Genomic DNA, 17,211 nt, shown 5'->3' on the forward strand with positions numbered 1-17,211 from the left:
ACCATTGATTAATGACTGCCCAGATGTTCCTGACCACGGCTGCGCGCCAGAACAATCTGTTTCTGCCGTTCACGGAACCGCACCTTGTCCTGCTCGGACGTTTCGTTAATGCACCGATGGCAGGACACGCCATGTTCGTATTCCGGACGCTTCACATCTTCGGGCAGGATAGGACGGCGACAACCATGGCACAGTTTGTGTGGCCCTTCGACCAGACCGTGACCGACAGAGACACGATTGTCGAATACAAAGCAGTCACCCTGCCATGTACTGTCTTCTTTAGGCATTTCTTCGAGATAACGCAGGATTCCACCTTTGAGGTGATAAACATCCTCAACCCCCTGCCCCAGCAGGTAATTGGTGGATTTCTCGCACCGGATGCCACCGGTACAGAACATGGCCACCCGCTTGTTATGAAAGCGATCCTTGTTTTCTTCCCACCAGGCCGGAAAATCACGGAAACTGGCTGTTTCAGGGTCTATTGCACCCTCAAACGTACCGATCGCAACCTCGTAATCATTGCGCGTATCGATCACAACCACGTCGTCCGAACGGATCAGATCGTTCCAGTCCTCGGGCTCGACGTAATGGCCGACGCTGGCGCGTGGATCAACATCCGGCTGCCCCATCGTCACGATCTCTTTCTTCAGGCGCACTTTCATCTTGCCAAAGGGCGGGTGATCCGATGTTGCCTCTTTCCACTCAAGATCAGCACATCCCGGCAGGCTGCGGATATGAGCCAGCACGGCGTCAATCCCTGCACGGGGGCCTGCAATCGTCCCGTTGATCCCCTCTTTCGCCAAAAGAAGAGTCCCCTTGACGGATTGTGCGCGGCACAGCTCTTGCAGAGCGGGGCGCAGTGCATCGGGGTCAGGAAAGCGCGTGAAATGATATAAGGCAGCGATTGTGTACATGTGCGCGATCTAATCCCCTTACCCAAAGGACGCAAGGGATCGCATTGACGCCTTCGGTTCCGCCCCCTACCGATAGGGCAACCAGAGGAGACCCAGATGACTCATGCCCTGATCGTAATTGACGTCCAGAATGATTTCTGTCCCGGTGGCGCGCTTGCCGTGTCCGGAGGAGATGAGATCGTGGCGCCGATCAATTCCCTGATGGATGAGTTCGAGGCGGTGATCCTGACACAAGACTGGCACCCGGCGGAGCATTCTTCATTCGCAAGCTCGCACCCGGGCAAGAATCCCTTCGACATGACCCAGATGCCTTACGGCCCACAGGTTCTTTGGCCGGATCATTGCGTTCAAGGTACCCAAGGCGCAGCGTTTCATGTCGATCTTCGCACAGATGCCGATTTGATTCTGCGCAAAGGCTTTCGCGGCAGCATCGACAGCTACTCCGCTTTTTTCGAGAACGACCAGAAAACACCAACCGGTTTGAAAGGTTATCTTGAGACGCGGGGGATCGAAAAGCTGACACTGGTCGGCCTCGCCACGGATTTCTGCGTGCATTTTTCGGCGGTAGATGCGGCAAAGCTGGGATTTGATGTCACTGTCCGGCAAGACGCTTGCCGTGCCATCGATCTGGACGGATCATTGGATGCAGCTATTCAGGCGATGCGCGATGCGGGAGTAACCTTGGCCTGATCGTCAGGGTGCTGCGCCTGCGGCAGCCAGATACTTAAGCAATACAAACAGGATAACCGCCAGCCCAAGGGCAAATCCAATACGACCGGGTACAGTACGCCGATCTGGTTTTACCGGCGCGGCAGGTTGTGGTTTGCTCTGCTGGATGGGCTCTTTGCGCACGATGCCGATTTCGGGTTGTGCGGTGCGGATGTGGCGCAGAAAATCGCTGAAATCAAACTCGCCGCTATATTCGCCTTTCAAGCCCTGGCTCTTGATGTTTGCAAACAGGTTACGAAGGATACGGTCCCGATCCGCCGCATGCTGAGGTGAGTAGTATCCCATCGGCACGCCGCAGTTTCGGGTTTCCAGCCCAAATCCCGCATCCTCGAACATATTTCTGATTTTCGGTGAAGCACCGCGCAGCGCATCCGCTGTTTTCACATCCCGAAACAGCGCACGTACTCGGGCGCCTTCCGGTTGCTCGGAATTCACCGTTTCAGACTCCAGTTCATCTGGTGCAATCGTAACAATGTCAAAGTCGTACTCGAGACCCATCCACCAAATTCAACCTTTTCGATCCATCCCCCACACTCACTAAATGGTGAAACGAACTCACAATATGCCCGCAATGTGACCTGACCTAGGCATTGTCACCATTTTAGCGACTCTTGCCATTCACCGCATCGATTGATCTAACAACGGAAATCGCAGGAGTTCCACATGGTCGACATCGCAACGCGGGTCTACAATCATAAATGGAAGATTGACCCCATTGTCCGGTCTTTGATCGACACAGATTTCTACAAACTGCTGATGTGCCAGTCAGTGTTTCGAAATAAGCCCCAAACGGATGTTGCATTTTCGCTGATCAACCGGTCGAATCATGTCCCTTTGGCGCGATTGATCGATGAAGGGGAACTACGCGAACAGCTGGATCACATCCGCTCACTCAGCCTCAGCCGCGGTGAAAGCACCTGGCTGCGCGGGAATACGTTCTATGGCAAACGACAGATGTTCCGCTCGGACTTCATGGAATGGTTCGAGAATCTACGCCTTCCGCCATATCATCTTGAACGCAAAGGGGATCAGTACGAGCTGACTTTTGAAGGTAAATGGCACGAAGTCATGCTGTGGGAAATCCCGGCGCTTGCTGTGCTGATGGAACTGCGCTCCCGCGCTGTGTTGAATGATATGCGCCGGTTTGAATTGCAGGTGCTCTATGCAAGGGCAATGACCCGCGTTTGGGAAAAGATCGATCAACTGCGCACGATTAAGGGCTTGGGGATCGCAGATTTCGGCACAAGGCGGCGGCATTCCTTCCTTTGGCAGGACTGGTGTGTGCAGGCGATGATCGAAGGGCTGGGTGGCGCCTTCACTGGAACCTCGAACTGCCTGATCGCCATGCGGCGCGAGGTCGAGGCCATCGGGACCAATGCTCATGAACTACCCATGGTGTATTCCGCGCTGGCCGAGGACGATGCCGCGCTGGCGCAAGCCCCTTATGATGTTCTGAGCGATTGGCACGAAGAGCATGACGGCAACCTGCGGATCATCCTGCCTGATACTTATGGGACTCAGGGCTTTCTGGATCGCGCGCCGGACTGGTTGGCGGGCTGGACCGGTATCCGTATCGACAGCGGTGACCCGGCAACCGGGGCCGAGACCGCCATCGCCTGGTGGAAATCCCGTGGCGAAGATCCATTGGAAAAGCGGGTCATATTCTCGGACGGGCTGGATGTGGACAAAATTCGTGAGCTTCACAGCCAGTTTGCGCACCGCACCAAGGTTTCCTTTGGTTGGGGCACGCTGCTGACCAACGATTTCCGCGGCCTTGTACCTGATGACGCTTTGGCGCCGTTCTCCCTGGTCTGCAAGGCAGTGTCAGCCAATGGTCGACCGACAGTCAAACTGTCGGACAACCCTGAAAAGGCGATGGGTCCTTCAGAACAGATCGAACGCTATAAGCGGGTTTTTGGTGTCGGTGCTCAGCAAGCGATCGAGGTGATCGTCTAGGGCCTGCTGGCCCGAAAGATCACCCAGATCGCGGCAAATACACCGACAAACCCACCGATATAGCTGGCGTCATGCATTGCCCCGGCGCGCAAAAAGCCGACTGGGTTCCGGATCGTCTCAGGCAGGGCGATTTGAGCAGCAGCTTCCTGATCCACAGCTATCAGGCCAAAGGCAAATCCGATCCCCGAGGCGAGCGCCGTGATCAGGAATACTACAAAAATCGCCCGCAGCCCTGCAGACCAGAGCTTTCCAGCCGGTGACAATAGCAGCAACCCAAGGAGGAAGGGCGGTAGTCCAACGATCAACCCCATCCACCAGCTCGCGCGCCACCCCACGATGGCCGCCCCAATCCGGGGCGGGACCTCGGGAGGAATCGCAAATTGCCGAAATTTGAATCGGTGGAAATAGTCCGGGCCAACGGTGTAACTAACCTGATTGTGCAGGGCGCCAAACAATCCAGCCGCCAACATTGCGACGGTCAGCAACATCAAAAACACGCCCAGTTTAGCCATGATAGGCTGCGACCGTTTTCAGTTGCGAGAAACCATATAGCGCCTCGAATCCCTTTTCGCGGCCGTGGCCGGATTTTCCAACACCGCCGAACGGCAGCTCCACGCCTCCACCAGCTCCGTAGTTGTTTATGAAAACCTGTCCCGATCTAAGCTGCTTTGCCAGCCGCATCTGCCTTGCGCCATCTCTGGTCCAGATGCTTGCGACAAGGCCATAATCGGTACTATTTGCTATATTTAGAGCCTGTTCTTCGGTATCGAATGGGATCAGAACCTGCACCGGGCCAAAAATTTCATCCCGGGCAAGCGTGTGATCGGCTGGCACATCCGCAAACAATGTAGGTCGCACATAGGCGCCTGTATCCGGGGCAGTTGCCACCACTTCTCCCTGGGCGGCGATACTCAAGTCAGATCCCTTATCAAGAAAGCCAGTCACAATCTGTTTCTGGCGCTCGGATATCAGCGGGCCGAGGCGCAGATCATCCCTGGCCGGCCCCACGGTCAGTTCTGCGTAAGCCTGGGCCATCCTTGATCTGACTTCATCATAGACCCCGCACTGCACAAGGATACGCGAAGATGCAGAGCAGGTCTGACCTGCGTTCTGGATGCCCGCATTCACCAGAAACGGCAGTGCCGCATCCAGATCGGCGTCATCAAAGACAAGTTGCGGTGATTTTCCGCCAAGCTCGAGCGTAACCGGAACCACATTGCGCCCCGCGGCCTGCTGAACAAGTGCACCGGTCGCAACCGAACCGGTGAACGAGATATGATCGACATCCGGATGAGAAGACAGCGCGGCGCCCGCCTCGGCACCTAACCCCGGTACTACATTCAACGCCCCGGCCGGCAATCCGGCATCGATCGCCAGATGGGCAAAGGCCAGAGCGGTCAGGCAGGCTTCTTCCGCGGGTTTCAAAACGCAGGCATTGCCCATGGCCAGCGCGGCACCTACTGATCGGCCAATGATCTGCATCGGATAGTTCCAAGGCACGATATGGCCCGTAACCCCATGTGGTTCACGCAGGGTATAAACTGTGTAGCCGTCGAGATATGGAATGGTGTCGCCCATCACCTTATCCGCCGCACCACCGTAGAACTCGCAATACCGCGCCAGAGCAACAGCATCAGCCCGCGCCTGTGTCAAAGGTTTGCCGACATCCATCGCCTCAAGCACGGCGAGCTCGTCAACACGTTCCAATACCAGCTGTCCGAGGCGTGTCAGAATACGTCCGCGTTCCAGCGCCGTCATTCGCCCCCATTCGCTATCTGAAGCAACACGCGCCACTTTGACCGCCGTATTGATTTCCTGTTCGCCACCACGTGCGATCTGGCAGAGTTCCGATCCATCAGAAGGGTTGATCAGTGGGAGAGTCTCACCAGATGTTGCAGGTTTCCAATTTCCACCAATCAGGCAAAGACTCGGGTCGAACCAAATCGGGCTGTTCATCAGTTCATCCTCCAATAGGCTCTAACAAAGTTGTTTTCATGCTGCGCCTCGACCTATTTCCGGCAATCTGGGCGCTGCCGCGATTAGCTTCCGAGTGTAGGAATGCTGTGGATCCGTAAAAACCTGTTCGGTTTCACCCTGTTCAACAATCTTCCCCGCCTGCATCACCATCACACGGTCCGTAATTGTCCGGACTACACTCAGGTCATGGCTGATGAAGAGATAGGTCAGGTTATAGGCCTCGCAAAGCTCAGCCAGCAGATCCAGGATCTGAGCCCGGACAGACACATCGAGCGCCGAGACCGCTTCATCAAACAGGATCAGTTCAGGGCGGGTAATCAGCGCGCGTGCGACCGCGATGCGCTGACGCTGACCACCTGAGAATTCGTGAATGTACTTGTTCGCATCATCCGCGCTGAGACCAACAGCGCCGAGCATTTCGGCGATGCGATCTTGTCGATCCGAGCCGCGTGGCGGATCTTCCAGCAGATAAAACGGCTCAGTTATCAGGCGTGAAACACGATGCCGGGGATTGAAGCTGCCGAATGGATCCTGAAACACCACCTGCATTTTTCGGCGGACCGCGAAATTGGGTTTGTGGCCAGAGAATACCGGTTGGTCATCCAACAGGATTTGTCCGCTCTGAACCTCTTCAAGCCCCAAAATAGCCCGTGTTAGGGTCGATTTTCCACAACCGGACTCTCCTACAAGTCCCAGGCGTTCACCTCGGTTCAACACGAAACTCACCTGATCAACAGCACGGTGCGTACCGGGGGTCTGGAACAACTGTTTTCGAGGCAGACGGTAGTCGCGCACAACGCCAGTCACCTGAAGCAGGGGTTTGGTTTCATAAGACTCAGGCAGGTTAACCTGATGCTCCGATGCCTCGAACAGCATGCGGGTGTACGGATGCTGCATGTTGCGCAGCAAATGATCGGTTGCACCACTTTCAACAACTTCGCCATGGCGCATTACCACGATCTGATCAGCCATGTCCGAGACAACGGCCAGATCATGGGTAATCATCAGCAGACCCATATCGTATTCCGTGACCAGCCCTTTCAGCAGATCCAAAATTTGGGCCTGCGTCGTCACATCCAGGGCTGTGGTCGGTTCATCCGCAATCAGTAGTTTTGGTCGCAAAGCAATAGCCATCGCAATCACAACCCGCTGGCGTTGTCCCCCTGATAACTCGTGTGGGTACCGGGACATTGGAAACTTGTCAGGTGGCAGCCCCACGCGGATCAGAACTTCCTGCGCGCGCTCTCGGGCTTTGTCAGCAGGCATTGCCTTATGGATCAGGATGGTTTCCATCACCTGATCTCCGATTGTCTTGACGGGGTTGAGTGCAGTCATCGGTTCCTGAAACACCATCCCGATGGAAGCCCCGCGCAGGGCGCACATCTCAGCCTCGGGGCGGTCCAGCAGCTCCTGCCCATTGAGCACAATAGAACCTTTGCCCACCGCTCCGTCTGGCAGCAACTGCATGACGGCCAAAGCGGTCATGGATTTCCCCGATCCGCTTTCGCCAGTCACTGCCACGATCTCACCCGGGGCAATCGACAGGCTAACCTGTTTTAGGATTTCAGCCTCGTGAATCGATAGAGACAGGTTTTCGATCTGCAACAAGCTCATGCGCGCGCCACCCTGATGCGAGGATCCAGAAAGTCGCGTAAACCGTCACCCAACAAGTTCAACCCCAGCACGGTCACAATGATCGCCCCACCCGGAATCAGAGCCAAATGCGGGGCAAAACTGACCATTGTCTGCGCATCTGCCAGCATTCGACCCCAGCTGGGCGTCGGAGGTTGCGCACCTAAACCAACATAAGAAAGGCCCGCCTCGGCCAGAATTCCCAGCGAGAATTGAATGGTCCCCTGAACGATCAGCAGATTGGCCACGTTGGGCAGGATATGTTCGGCAGATATACGGGCCGCACCCTTACCGGCGACGCGGGCGGCAAGGATAAATTCACGTTCCCACAGGGACAGGGCCGCTCCGCGCGTGATCCGCGCAAAAACAGGTATGTTGAAAATGCCGATGGCGATGATCGCGTTGATCGCACCAGCACCGAATACGGCAGTGATCAGGATGGCTATAACCAGCGATGGGAAGGCAAAGACCAGATCATTGCCGCGCATGATCAACTCATCCAGCCACGAGCCTTTGCGCGCCGCAGCGGTTAACCCCAGCGGCACACCCAACGCCATGCCAATACCAACAGCCACCAAAGCAACAGCAATCGAAGTCCGCGCACCCACCATGATCATCGAGAACATATCGCGCCCGAAATGGTCCGTACCGAACCAGTGCTGAGCGCTGGGTGGCTGCAGCTTGTCCGGGATATTCATCGCCGCATAGTCATAGGGCGTCCAGATAAACGAGATCAGCGCTGCAAGCAGGACCAGCGACGATAGAGCCGCGCCGAGGATCAGGTTGCGGCTCATGTTCTGTTCCTCAGCCGGGGATCAACAGCCGCATAGGCCAAATCGACCAGAAAATTTACCATGATGACTGCGAAAACCAGCAACATCACCACGGATTCAACCACGATCAGGTCGCGGGCCGAGATTGCCTGGAACACCAATCGCCCCAAACCGGGCAGATAGAACACCTGCTCGATGATGATTGATCCCGCCAACAGAAAGGAAAACTGCAGCCCGATGATGGTCAGAACCGGGATCAACGCGTTGCGAACCCCATGCCGCCACAATGCCTGCCGACGTGACAGGCCCTTGGCCCTGGCTGTACGCATGAAATCCTCGCCTAGAATGTCCAGCAAGGCTGAACGCATCACCCGCGCCAAAATGGCCGCCTGCGGCAGGGCAAGCGCAATAGCGGGCAATGTCAGCGAGTGAAGGCCTGCCCATATCCCCTTGTCCCAACCGACAAAGCCACCGGCATTGAACCAGCGCAGGTTGATGGCAAAGATCAGAACCAGCATCATGGCAAACCAGAAATTCGGAACCGCGATCCCTAGCTGTGTGGCCCCCATCACCGTCAGGTCACCGGGCCTGCCCCGTCGTGCTGCGGCATAGATACCAGCCGGAAAGGCGATCAACGTGGATAAGGTCAGCGCATACAGTGCCAAAGGAAGCGACACCCACATACGATCTGCAATCATCTGAGAGACGGGCGTGCGATAGGTATATGACGTCCCGAAATCCCCGGACAGCATTCCCCCGACCCAGTTGAAGTACCTCTGGGTCTGGGAGACATCCAGTCCCAGTTCGGATCTGAGGGCGGCCAATGTCTCGGGCTGAGCATTTACGCCCAGCATGAAGGATGCCGGATCGCCCGGTGCCACCTCGATCAAGGCGAAGATAACCACTGAGGCGACAGCAAGGCTGACGATGAGGGAAATCAAACGTTTAAGCGCAAAGCGAAGCATCAGCGTCACGTTAGGCCGGGATTTCCTGCTGGTCCAGCGCCACATTGAGGGATCGAACTTTGGTCGCACGATCCTTGTTCGGGCAAATTCCCTCAATTAGACTCTAAATATTATCTCAAAAAGGAATTTACGATGAAGACACCTACATTGGTCGGCATTTTGTGCCTATTGGCAGGTCCTGTGATAGCGCAGCAACTGGATGTAGATTTTTCCATAGTCGAGGACGGGCAAGCCGCTGGCTGCGCAGGCAGCATCGTATCTGGCCTCGACCCCAACGGTGACGGCTTTCTGGCGGTACGTACCGGACCGGGATCAGATTTTCGCAAGATTGATGAGCTGCACAACGGCAATCAGGTCCGCACCTGCGCCCGGAATGGGAAATGGGTAGGGGTGTATTATGGCCAGCCGCGCCAGAAGGGCTGGGTTCACAGCAACTGGCTGATAGACGGCGCCGGATAAATTAGAAACCGGGATCACATAGTGACCCCGGTTTTGTCTGTTACTCTGACCAGCTGATTTCGGTCAGATCAATCGCGGCTGTGGGGGCATTTTTCCACAAACCCTGAACACCAGCCTTTGCGACACCCAGCTTGGCCAGCTGGAAGAGGTACCCGTTGACATAATCCTCAGCGATCAGGCGCTGCGCCTCGCCAAGCAGTTTCGCTCGCTCTTCGGGGTCCGTTGTCGAGTTCAGCGTGTCCATCACGGTCTGGAAATCCAGGCTGTCATACTGGAAGTAATAGTCAGGCCGCGCGTAGATGCCGATATCCATCGGTTCGGTGTGGCTGACGATGGTCAGGCCAAAATCCTTGCCCTTGAACACACTTTCCAACCATTGCGCCCATTCAACATTGATGATCTCGGCGTTGATACCGACATCTGCCAATTGGGCTGCAACGATCTCTCCTCCGCGCCGCGCATATGATGGTGGAGGCAGATGCAGTGTGGTTTCAAATCCATCGGCAAAACCTGCCTCGGCCAGCAATGCCTTGGCCTTTTCAGGATCGTAAGCCGAGTTTCCCGTCAAATCGACATAGGCCGGATTGTGCGGCGCAAAATGTGTGCCGATGGGCGTGCCATATCCGAACATTGCGCCATCGATGATGGCCTGCCGGTCAATGGCATGGGCAACCGCCTCACGCACCCTGATATCATCAAAGGGAGGTTGCTTGTTGTTGGTGGACAGGATCGTCTCACCCTCGGTCGATCCGACCAAAACCTGAAACCGGGGGTCGGCCTCGAACTGCGGAAGGTTTTCAGGTGCCGGGAAATTGTCGAACGCATCGATGTCTTCGGCCATCATTGCGGCAAAGGCAGCGGTCGGGTCCGAGATGAACTTGAATGTCGCGCTTTCAAGTGCCGGCTGATCGCCCCAATAATCCGGATTTCGGTTCAGCGTGATGCTGTCCCCCTGCACCCATTCGCCGAATGTGAAAGCGCCAGTTCCAACCGGATTGGTCTTGATGTCGTCAATGCTGTCGGGAGAAACGATAACTGCATCACCCCAGGCCATGTTGAACAGGAAGTTGCCGTTCGGCTCGGACAACGTGACTTTCACTGTCAGCGGGTCAACGATTTCGACACTTTCAATTCCAGCAAACAGGGCTTTCTGTGCATTGGCGCTGTCTTCGCCCAAAGCCCGGTCGAGGCTGAATTTGACATCCTCGGCTTCCATGACAGACCCGTCATGGAAGGTGACTCCGTCATGCAGCCTGAACGTATATTCCTTGCCGTCATCAGAAATCTCCCAGCTTTCGGCGAGTCCGGGAACGACTGAACCATCGCCTTTGAAACGGGTCAGGCCCTCAAAGATATTGGTGTAGACAACCGAATCGATGGCTTGTGCGGCGGCACTGGTCGGGTCCAGGTGTGGCGGCTCCAGCTGCATAGCGATGGTGATATCCGATTTCGCCAAGCCCTGGGTTGCAATCAGGCTGGCACCAACGGCCAAGGCCGATGCAAATGATCGTAACATCTGCTGAGTCATAAAAATCTCTCCCCATAAATTTTGTTCAGCCCACGCATCAAAAGGGCCTTACTGGAAACAATGTCCCTTTAAACCTTGGGTCATTCAAGGAAATGTTCGCGCAACCGGGGTTTCTCTGCCCCTGCACGATCTGCTATGCCGCGCTGCAACATGAACACCGCAGGAGCGAGCATGAGCGCCACCGCCCGCAAGAAAGCCCCGAACGCCGAGGATATTCGCGCCCGCAAAGGCAGCGAACCGTTGGTCAGCCTGACCGCCTATACCACGCCCATGGCACGGTTGATGGACGACCATTGTGACTTTGTTCTGGTCGGCGACAGTGTTGGTATGGTGCTGCACGGTCTGACCTCGACCCTTGGCGTGACCATGGAGATGATGATAATGCATGGCCAGGCTGTCGCGCGCGGTCTGGAAAAGGCGATGATGGTCATCGACATGCCCTTTGCCAGCTACGAACACGATCCGGCGCAGGCCTTCCGCAATGCAGCTCGGCTGATGTCGGAAACCGGTGCAGGCGCGGTCAAGCTGGAAGGTGGGGTTGAAATGGCCGAGACCATTCGCTTTCTGGTCAAGCGCGGTATCCCGGTGATGGCGCATATCGGTCTGACGCCACAATCGATCAATACGCTGGGCGGCTACAAAGTGCAGGGCAGGGATGAGCAGGCCGAGGCCGTCCTGGCAGACGCCCGCGCGGTGGCCGAAGCAGGCGCATTTTCTGTCGTGTTAGAGAAAGTTCCGCAGGGGTTAGCTGACCGTATCACCGCCGAGATTGCGATCCCAACCATCGGCATTGGTGCATCCGCGGGGTGTGACGGACAGATTCTGGTCGTTGACGACATGCTGGGCTTTTTCACTGCGTTCAAACCGAAATTCGTCAAACGCTATGTTGATCTTGGCCCACAGGCCGAGGCGGCAATCGCGGAATATGCAGCCGATGTACGCGCACGCGCATTCCCTGCTGATGAACACGTATTTTCCGATCAGGCTCCGGCCAAAGGATCCAAGGCATGACCGCGCCGATCCTGCGCCGACTGGCAGAACTGCGCACTCAGACCAATGCCTGGAAACGCGTCGGTGAGACCATTGGTGTTGTTCCCACGATGGGGGCGCTGCATCAGGGTCACCTTTCGCTGGTTGAGGCTGCCAAGGCAGACTGTGATCGGGTGATCGTCACGATCTTTGTAAACCCCAAGCAGTTCAACAACCCCGAGGACCTGGCCAAATATCCGCGTACCGAAAACGAAGATGCAGAGAAGCTGGCCCCCTATGGCGTTGATGCGATCTACGTACCGGAACCTGAAGAGATCTATCCCGCGGGTTTCGCCACCACCGTTTCGGTAGCAGGTCTGACGGATGTGATGGAGGGTACCTTCCGTCCCGGGCATTTCGACGGGGTCGCCACCGTCGTGGCCAAGCTATTCCTGCAAACGCAGGCTGATCGAGCCTATTTCGGGGAAAAAGACTATCAGCAGCTAATGATCGTACGGCGCATGGCCCGGGATCTGGACATTCCCATCGACGTGATTGGCTGCCCGACCGTGCGCGAGCCTTCGGGTCTGGCGATGTCCTCCCGCAATCTGCGTCTGTCGCCCGAGGGTCTGACGATTGCGGCCCGAAAGAACACCATCATGCGTGAGCTTGCAGAACGGCTGCCCCGGGGCGAACCTTTTGGCGAACTGGCCAAAGAAGCAGAGGCCGCGTTGCTGGATGCCGGGTTCACCGAGGTCGAGTATATCGATCTGCGCTGCGCCGAGACCTTGGAGGCCTTGCCCCATGCCAACCGCCCTGCCCGTCTCTTTGTCACCGCATGGGCAGACGGTGTGCGTCTGATCGACAATATCGCTGTTCCCAACAGCTGATTTCCGCTCTGGCACGACCGCAACTGTTTGCGCTAAAGTCCCGCAAAACCAAACGGGGGAGAGCAGGCATGACCTATATTCTGGCGATTGATCAGGGCACGACGTCCTCGCGCGCGATTCTGTTTGACGCGCAGATGCAGCGTGTCGGGACATCACAGCGTGAGTTCACTCAGCATTTCCCGCAGGAAGGCTGGGTTGAACATGATGCGGAAGAGATTTGGGACAGTGTCCTGACCGTTTGCCGCGAAGTTATGGCCGACGCAGGTGTCACCGCCCAGCAGATTGCCGGGATCGGGATCACGAACCAGCGGGAAACCACAGTGGTCTGGGACCGGACAACCGGAGAACCTATTCATAACGCCATTGTCTGGCAGGACCGGCGAACCGCCGAGATCTGCGAACGTTTTCGTCAGGCGGGTTGCGAAGATGATGTGACCGCACAGACAGGGCTTCTGCTGGACCCGTATTTCTCGGGGACCAAGGTTAAATGGCTGCTAGACACAGTCCCGGGTGCGCGAGATCGCGCCACGGCCGGAGAATTGCTGTTTGGCACGATCGACAGCTTCCTGATCTGGCGCCTAACCGAAGGCCGTGTTCACGCGACCGATGCAACAAACGCTGCACGTACCCTTTTGTTTGATATCCACAAAGGGATCTGGAGCGAAGAAATCTGTGATCTGCTGGACGTTCCGATGGCGATGCTGCCAGAAGTAAAGGATTGCGCTGCGGATTTCGGAACCACGACCCTGTTCGGAGGGGAAGTTCCGATATTGGGCGTTGCAGGAGATCAGCAAGCCGCCACCATTGGCCAAGCATGTTTCCAGCCTGGAATGATGAAATCCACCTATGGCACCGGCTGTTTTGCGCTGTTGAACACCGGAACCGAGCCGGTGGAGTCAAAGAACCGTCTACTCACCACCATTGCCTATCAGCTGGATGGTCAGCGCACCTATGCGCTGGAAGGGTCAATCTTTATCGCGGGTGCTGCCGTCCAGTGGTTGCGCGATGCGCTGCAGATCATCGAGACAGCACCGCAAAGCGGTGAACTGGCCGCACAGGCCGATCCGAACCAGCATGTGGTGCTGGTTCCGGCCTTTACCGGACTTGGCGCCCCTTATTGGCAACCGGATTGCCGGGGCGCTGTATTTGGCCTGACACGAAACTCAGGCCGCGCCGAACTGGCCCGCGCCACGCTGGAAAGCATCGCGTTCCAGACCCGCGACCTGTGGCACGCGATGCAGGGCGACTGGGGCGCAGATACCGATGTCACGTTACGGGTTGATGGGGGCGCAAGCGCATCTGACTGGGCCATGCAGGGTCTGTCGGATTTTCTTGGGGCACCCGTAGATCGCCCAGTTATGCAGGAAACCACAGCATTGGGCGCAGCATGGCTGGCGGGAATGCGGGCCGGAGTCTATCCGGATCAGGCGGGGTTTGCTCAGACTTGGGCGCTGGATCGGAAATTCGAACCGGAACTGTCCGCTGAAGATCGCGATGCTGCATATGACCGCTGGAAACGCGCAGTTTCGGCAGCAATGGCATTCTAGAACTTAAGATGAAGGATCAGCTGTGATCCTTCATCAGCCGCTGTTTCTGGCGTGACCAGTCACGTTTGGCCTGAGTTTCGCGTTTGTCGTGGGTTTTCTTACCCTTTGCGATCCCGATCTTAATCTTGGCCCGGCCTTTGTGGTTGAAATACAGAACCAGCGGCACCAGCGTCATACCTTTGCGTTGTGTCGCGTTCCAAAGATCAGACATCTGCTTGCGGGAAACAAGCAGTTTGCGGCGGCGGCGCTCTTCGTGTTTGAAAACCTTCGCCTGTTCGTAGGGCGCGATATAGCTGTTGACCAGCCACAGCTCTCCGTCATCGACCGATGCATAGCTGTCAGCAATGTTCGAACCACCCGCACGCAGGGATTTGACCTCGGATCCCTCCAGCACAATGCCGCACTCAAGATCGTCTTCGATTGCGTAATCGAAGCGCGCACGCCGGTTTTCGGCAATTACCTTGTAATTCGGGTCTGTCTTTTGCTTGGCCATGACGCGTTGATTTAGGCGGCTTGGGCGCCCCTTGCAAGGCAGGGTTTAACTTTGGCCGTCAGGAATGTGCTGACATGATCAGATCAGGGCCAAAAATCGTATCCGCGTGATTGTGCAGATAGATTTTGAGCCATGGCGTGAAACGCTCGGGGTGGCGTTGCACTTCGGCCAGAAGATCATGGTAGTCGACCCACCGGATATCCATGACTTCGTCTGGATTAGGCTCGATTTTCAGCGGACCTCGCGAATGGGCAAGGAACACGTCGACAACTTCGTTCTCGACCATACCGTTGCCAACATCTGCATGGTATTCCAGCCTGTGACGATATTCGGGATAGAGCCCCGCGATACCCAGTTCTTCACGCAGGCGACGTACCGCACAGATGGATGCGCTTTCATCCCAGTCGGGATGCGTACAACAGGTATTCGCCCACAAGCCGGGCGTGTGATACTTGCCCAGCGCCCGGCGTTGCATCAGAATCTCGGTTCCTCTGACGACAAACACCGACACAGCCTTGTGCTTGAGGCCCTTTTCATGCGCCTCCAGCTTGTCCACGGGCGTCAGTTCGCCCTCAACCCAGGCCGGGATCATGATTCCCATTTTAACGTCTCCTGCTGCCTGACCGCTTTTGGGCGGCAATGGCGGGTGTGGCTGTGGCCAGGTCGGCTTGGCGTTTCATTGCAAAGTACGGGCGTGGGTAGCACCACAATCCGCGTATCCCCAAGGTGGCGCTGATCCTGCTTATGATCAAGCGCACGAAAGGCCGCAGGTGCTGCGGCCTCTCAGAACTTTGGAAACGATTTAGGACCAGGCGTTATTCGCCCGAAACGCTGACGATATAGGCGTATACGTCCTCTGCACCCTTCTTCAGCTTGAAGGTCATTTTTGATTTGGCAGAGGTTTCGCCCAGATAGTCTTTCAGGAACGCTTTGGGATCCTGCGCATATTCGACAAAGTTTGCCTCATCCCAGACCAGTCCGTTTTCCCCGGCTTCCACGATGCTGTCGCCGTATTTGAAGCCCTCGACGGTACCTGCAGTGCGTCCTGCGATACCATACAGGTTCGGCCCGGTTTTACCGCCCTTGACGATCACCTCACCGTCAGGATCAGCGATCATGTGGCAGGATTTGCATTTGTTGAAGGTTTTCTTGCCAGCCTCTGCATCGCCTTCGGCATAGGCGGGTACGGCCAAAAGGCCCACAAGTGCTGTTGCGAGGATGCGATTCATAGCTTTGCTCCGATACGTATTGGCTGATCTGAATGGAGCGCTGGCACGGGGGAGAGTCAACGCGCAGATTGCCGCGCGATGGCAGAGTGTCGCTGCGGCATATACGCCAAAGTCAATCGATGTCGTGCAATTCCGACCAACAGGGCAGCAGGTCCCCTTCTGCGGGCGTCGCAAGATAGATTGCCCGTGCAATGGCCCGGGCCAGACACAGCGATGCGATATGACCCAGAAGGCCAAGTTCTGCATCGGTTTCCAAAGTACGCGCTCCCGTGCTGACCCCGAACACGAGATCCCCATCGCCCGGAGTATGTGCCGGGACAATGGCCCGCGCGATCCCGTCATGCGCAGCCACCGATAGGCGATGGCACTGCGGCTTGGTGAGGGCAGCATCGGTTGCCACAATTGCAATTGTTGTATTGGTTTGCTCTGGCGCGGCGGGGCGCATTGCTTCGGCTTTGCGGCTGAACGGGTGACGCCCCAGCCCCGATGACGGATCCGGGCCAAGCCCGCCGAACTCGTCTCCGATCTCGAATGGTGCAGCCCAGAAATGGCTATCCCCCGGTGTGGCAACACTGCCTAGCGGATTGGCCGCAACCAACGCACCCACCGTGATGCCGTTATCCATTCGCATCGAGGCTGAACCAAGCCCACCTTTGTGCATGGCGGCCAATGCTCCGGTTCCCGCCCCAACGGTTCCAAGGGCGAAATCCTGCGAAGCGCATTCAAATGCTGCCTGCCCGAGCGCACGGTAGGGGTTGTCACCCCAATTCTTGTCACCGCCGTTGAGCAGATCGAACAAAATCGCGCCGGGAACAATTGGTACGATTGCGTTGCCGACAGGAAATCCACGCTCCCGGCGCCGCAATGCATCCGAGACACCTGAACAGGCGTCGAGGCCAAAGGCTGATCCGCCGGACAAGGCAATCGCATCCACGCGAGACACCGTTTTATCCGGCGCCAGAAGATCGGTTTCCCGTGTTCCCGGTGCACCGCCCATTACATGAACCGACGCAGCAAATGGTTCTTCCGCGGTCAGAACAGTTGTCCCGGATTTCAGGACCGCGTCCTGGGCGTTGCCGACCAACAAGCCAGGCACATCAGTAATCAGGTTTCTGGGTCCGGGGGTCATCGTGTTACCTCCACTAAACAG

At 56.7% G+C, this 17,211-nt stretch carries 18 protein-coding genes; 6 read left to right on the forward strand and 12 right to left on the reverse strand.

Annotated features, from left to right (window positions below):
* Positions 1-8: 8 nt before the first annotated feature.
* A complete protein-coding gene (locus E1297_RS35360) occupies positions 9-914 on the reverse strand; it encodes a rhodanese-related sulfurtransferase (protein ID WP_155146486.1) in 906 nt (301 codons plus the stop codon).
* A 96-nt stretch (positions 915-1,010) separates the two neighbouring features.
* On the opposite strand from E1297_RS35360, the gene pncA reads away from it, so the two are divergent.
* Positions 1,011-1,604 (forward strand): bifunctional nicotinamidase/pyrazinamidase, encoded by a 594-nt coding sequence (gene pncA, locus E1297_RS35365; RefSeq protein ID WP_155146487.1) that lies wholly within the window; start codon positions 1,011-1,013, stop codon positions 1,602-1,604.
* 3 nt (positions 1,605-1,607) lie between these two features.
* On the opposite strand, the gene E1297_RS35370 is transcribed toward pncA, so the two are convergent.
* Positions 1,608-2,141, reverse strand: a complete 534-nt coding sequence (locus E1297_RS35370) for a hypothetical protein (protein ID WP_155146488.1) — start codon at positions 2,139-2,141, stop codon at positions 1,608-1,610.
* 165 nt (positions 2,142-2,306) lie between these two features.
* On the opposite strand from E1297_RS35370, the gene pncB reads away from it, so the two are divergent.
* Complete coding sequence (gene pncB / locus E1297_RS35375; RefSeq protein ID WP_155146489.1) at positions 2,307-3,599, forward strand: nicotinate phosphoribosyltransferase; 1,293 nt, start codon at positions 2,307-2,309, stop codon at positions 3,597-3,599.
* Here the strand turns inward: pncB and E1297_RS35380 are convergent.
* The 5 genes from E1297_RS35380 to E1297_RS35400 are packed head-to-tail and all read right to left on the reverse strand — an operon-like array spanning position 3,596 to position 8,946.
* Positions 3,596-4,111 carry a hypothetical protein gene (locus E1297_RS35380; protein ID WP_155146490.1) on the reverse strand — a complete coding sequence of 172 codons (516 nt, stop codon included), beginning with the start codon at positions 4,109-4,111 and terminating at the stop codon, positions 3,596-3,598. The genes pncB and E1297_RS35380 overlap by 4 nt on opposite strands.
* Complete coding sequence (locus E1297_RS35385; RefSeq protein WP_155146491.1) at positions 4,104-5,555, reverse strand: aldehyde dehydrogenase family protein; 1,452 nt, start codon at positions 5,553-5,555, stop codon at positions 4,104-4,106. The genes E1297_RS35380 and E1297_RS35385 overlap by 8 nt, the downstream gene beginning before the upstream one ends.
* Positions 5,556-5,591: 36 nt before the next feature.
* Positions 5,592-7,190 carry an ABC transporter ATP-binding protein gene (locus tag E1297_RS35390; protein ID WP_155146492.1) on the reverse strand — a complete coding sequence of 533 codons (1,599 nt, stop codon included), beginning with the start codon at positions 7,188-7,190 and terminating at the stop codon, positions 5,592-5,594.
* Entirely contained in the window at positions 7,187-8,002 is an 816-nt protein-coding gene (locus tag E1297_RS35395; protein ID WP_155146493.1) for an ABC transporter permease, read from the reverse strand. The genes E1297_RS35390 and E1297_RS35395 overlap by 4 nt, the downstream gene beginning before the upstream one ends.
* Positions 7,999-8,946, reverse strand: a complete 948-nt coding sequence (locus E1297_RS35400) for an ABC transporter permease (RefSeq protein WP_155146576.1) — start codon at positions 8,944-8,946, stop codon at positions 7,999-8,001. The genes E1297_RS35395 and E1297_RS35400 overlap by 4 nt, the downstream gene beginning before the upstream one ends.
* A gap of 132 nt (positions 8,947-9,078) precedes the next feature.
* Between E1297_RS35400 and E1297_RS35405 the strand changes: the two genes are divergently transcribed.
* Positions 9,079-9,405 carry an SH3 domain-containing protein gene (locus E1297_RS35405; protein WP_155146494.1) on the forward strand — a complete coding sequence of 109 codons (327 nt, stop codon included), beginning with the start codon at positions 9,079-9,081 and terminating at the stop codon, positions 9,403-9,405.
* A gap of 40 nt (positions 9,406-9,445) precedes the next feature.
* Here the strand turns inward: E1297_RS35405 and E1297_RS35410 are convergent, their stop codons facing one another.
* The gene (locus E1297_RS35410) at positions 9,446-10,933 is read right to left on the reverse strand and encodes an ABC transporter substrate-binding protein (protein ID WP_155146495.1); all 1,488 of its coding nucleotides are present in this window, start codon (positions 10,931-10,933) and stop codon (positions 9,446-9,448) included.
* Positions 10,934-11,104: 171 nt separating this feature from the next.
* Between E1297_RS35410 and panB the strand changes: the two genes are divergently transcribed.
* The 3 genes from panB to glpK all read left to right on the forward strand — a co-directional run bounded on the left by panB (position 11,105) and on the right by glpK (position 14,339).
* Entirely contained in the window at positions 11,105-11,944 is an 840-nt protein-coding gene (gene panB / locus E1297_RS35415; protein WP_155146496.1) for a 3-methyl-2-oxobutanoate hydroxymethyltransferase, read from the forward strand.
* Positions 11,941-12,792: a pantoate--beta-alanine ligase gene (gene panC / locus E1297_RS35420; RefSeq protein WP_155146497.1), complete on the forward strand. Its 852-nt coding sequence runs from the start codon at positions 11,941-11,943 to the stop codon at positions 12,790-12,792. Before panB ends, panC begins: the two co-directional genes overlap by 4 nt.
* A gap of 68 nt (positions 12,793-12,860) precedes the next feature.
* Entirely contained in the window at positions 12,861-14,339 is a 1,479-nt protein-coding gene (gene glpK / locus E1297_RS35425; protein ID WP_155146498.1) for a glycerol kinase GlpK, read from the forward strand.
* Positions 14,340-14,355: 16 nt separating this feature from the next.
* Here the strand turns inward: glpK and smpB are convergent, their stop codons facing one another.
* From smpB to E1297_RS35445, 4 genes are all read right to left on the reverse strand, one after another.
* On the reverse strand, positions 14,356-14,832 hold the full coding sequence (gene smpB / locus E1297_RS35430; RefSeq protein ID WP_155146499.1) for an SsrA-binding protein SmpB: 477 nt from the start codon (positions 14,830-14,832) through the stop codon (positions 14,356-14,358).
* A gap of 58 nt (positions 14,833-14,890) precedes the next feature.
* Positions 14,891-15,433 carry an isopentenyl-diphosphate Delta-isomerase gene (gene idi / locus E1297_RS35435; RefSeq protein WP_155146500.1) on the reverse strand — a complete coding sequence of 181 codons (543 nt, stop codon included), beginning with the start codon at positions 15,431-15,433 and terminating at the stop codon, positions 14,891-14,893.
* A gap of 214 nt (positions 15,434-15,647) precedes the next feature.
* Entirely contained in the window at positions 15,648-16,061 is a 414-nt protein-coding gene (locus E1297_RS35440; RefSeq protein WP_155146501.1) for a cytochrome c family protein, read from the reverse strand.
* A gap of 112 nt (positions 16,062-16,173) precedes the next feature.
* A complete protein-coding gene (locus E1297_RS35445) occupies positions 16,174-17,190 on the reverse strand; it encodes a P1 family peptidase (protein ID WP_155146503.1) in 1,017 nt (338 codons plus the stop codon).
* Between the last annotated feature and the right edge of the window lie 21 nt (positions 17,191-17,211).

The sequence above is a fragment of the Roseibium sp. RKSG952 genome, assembly GCF_009711355.1.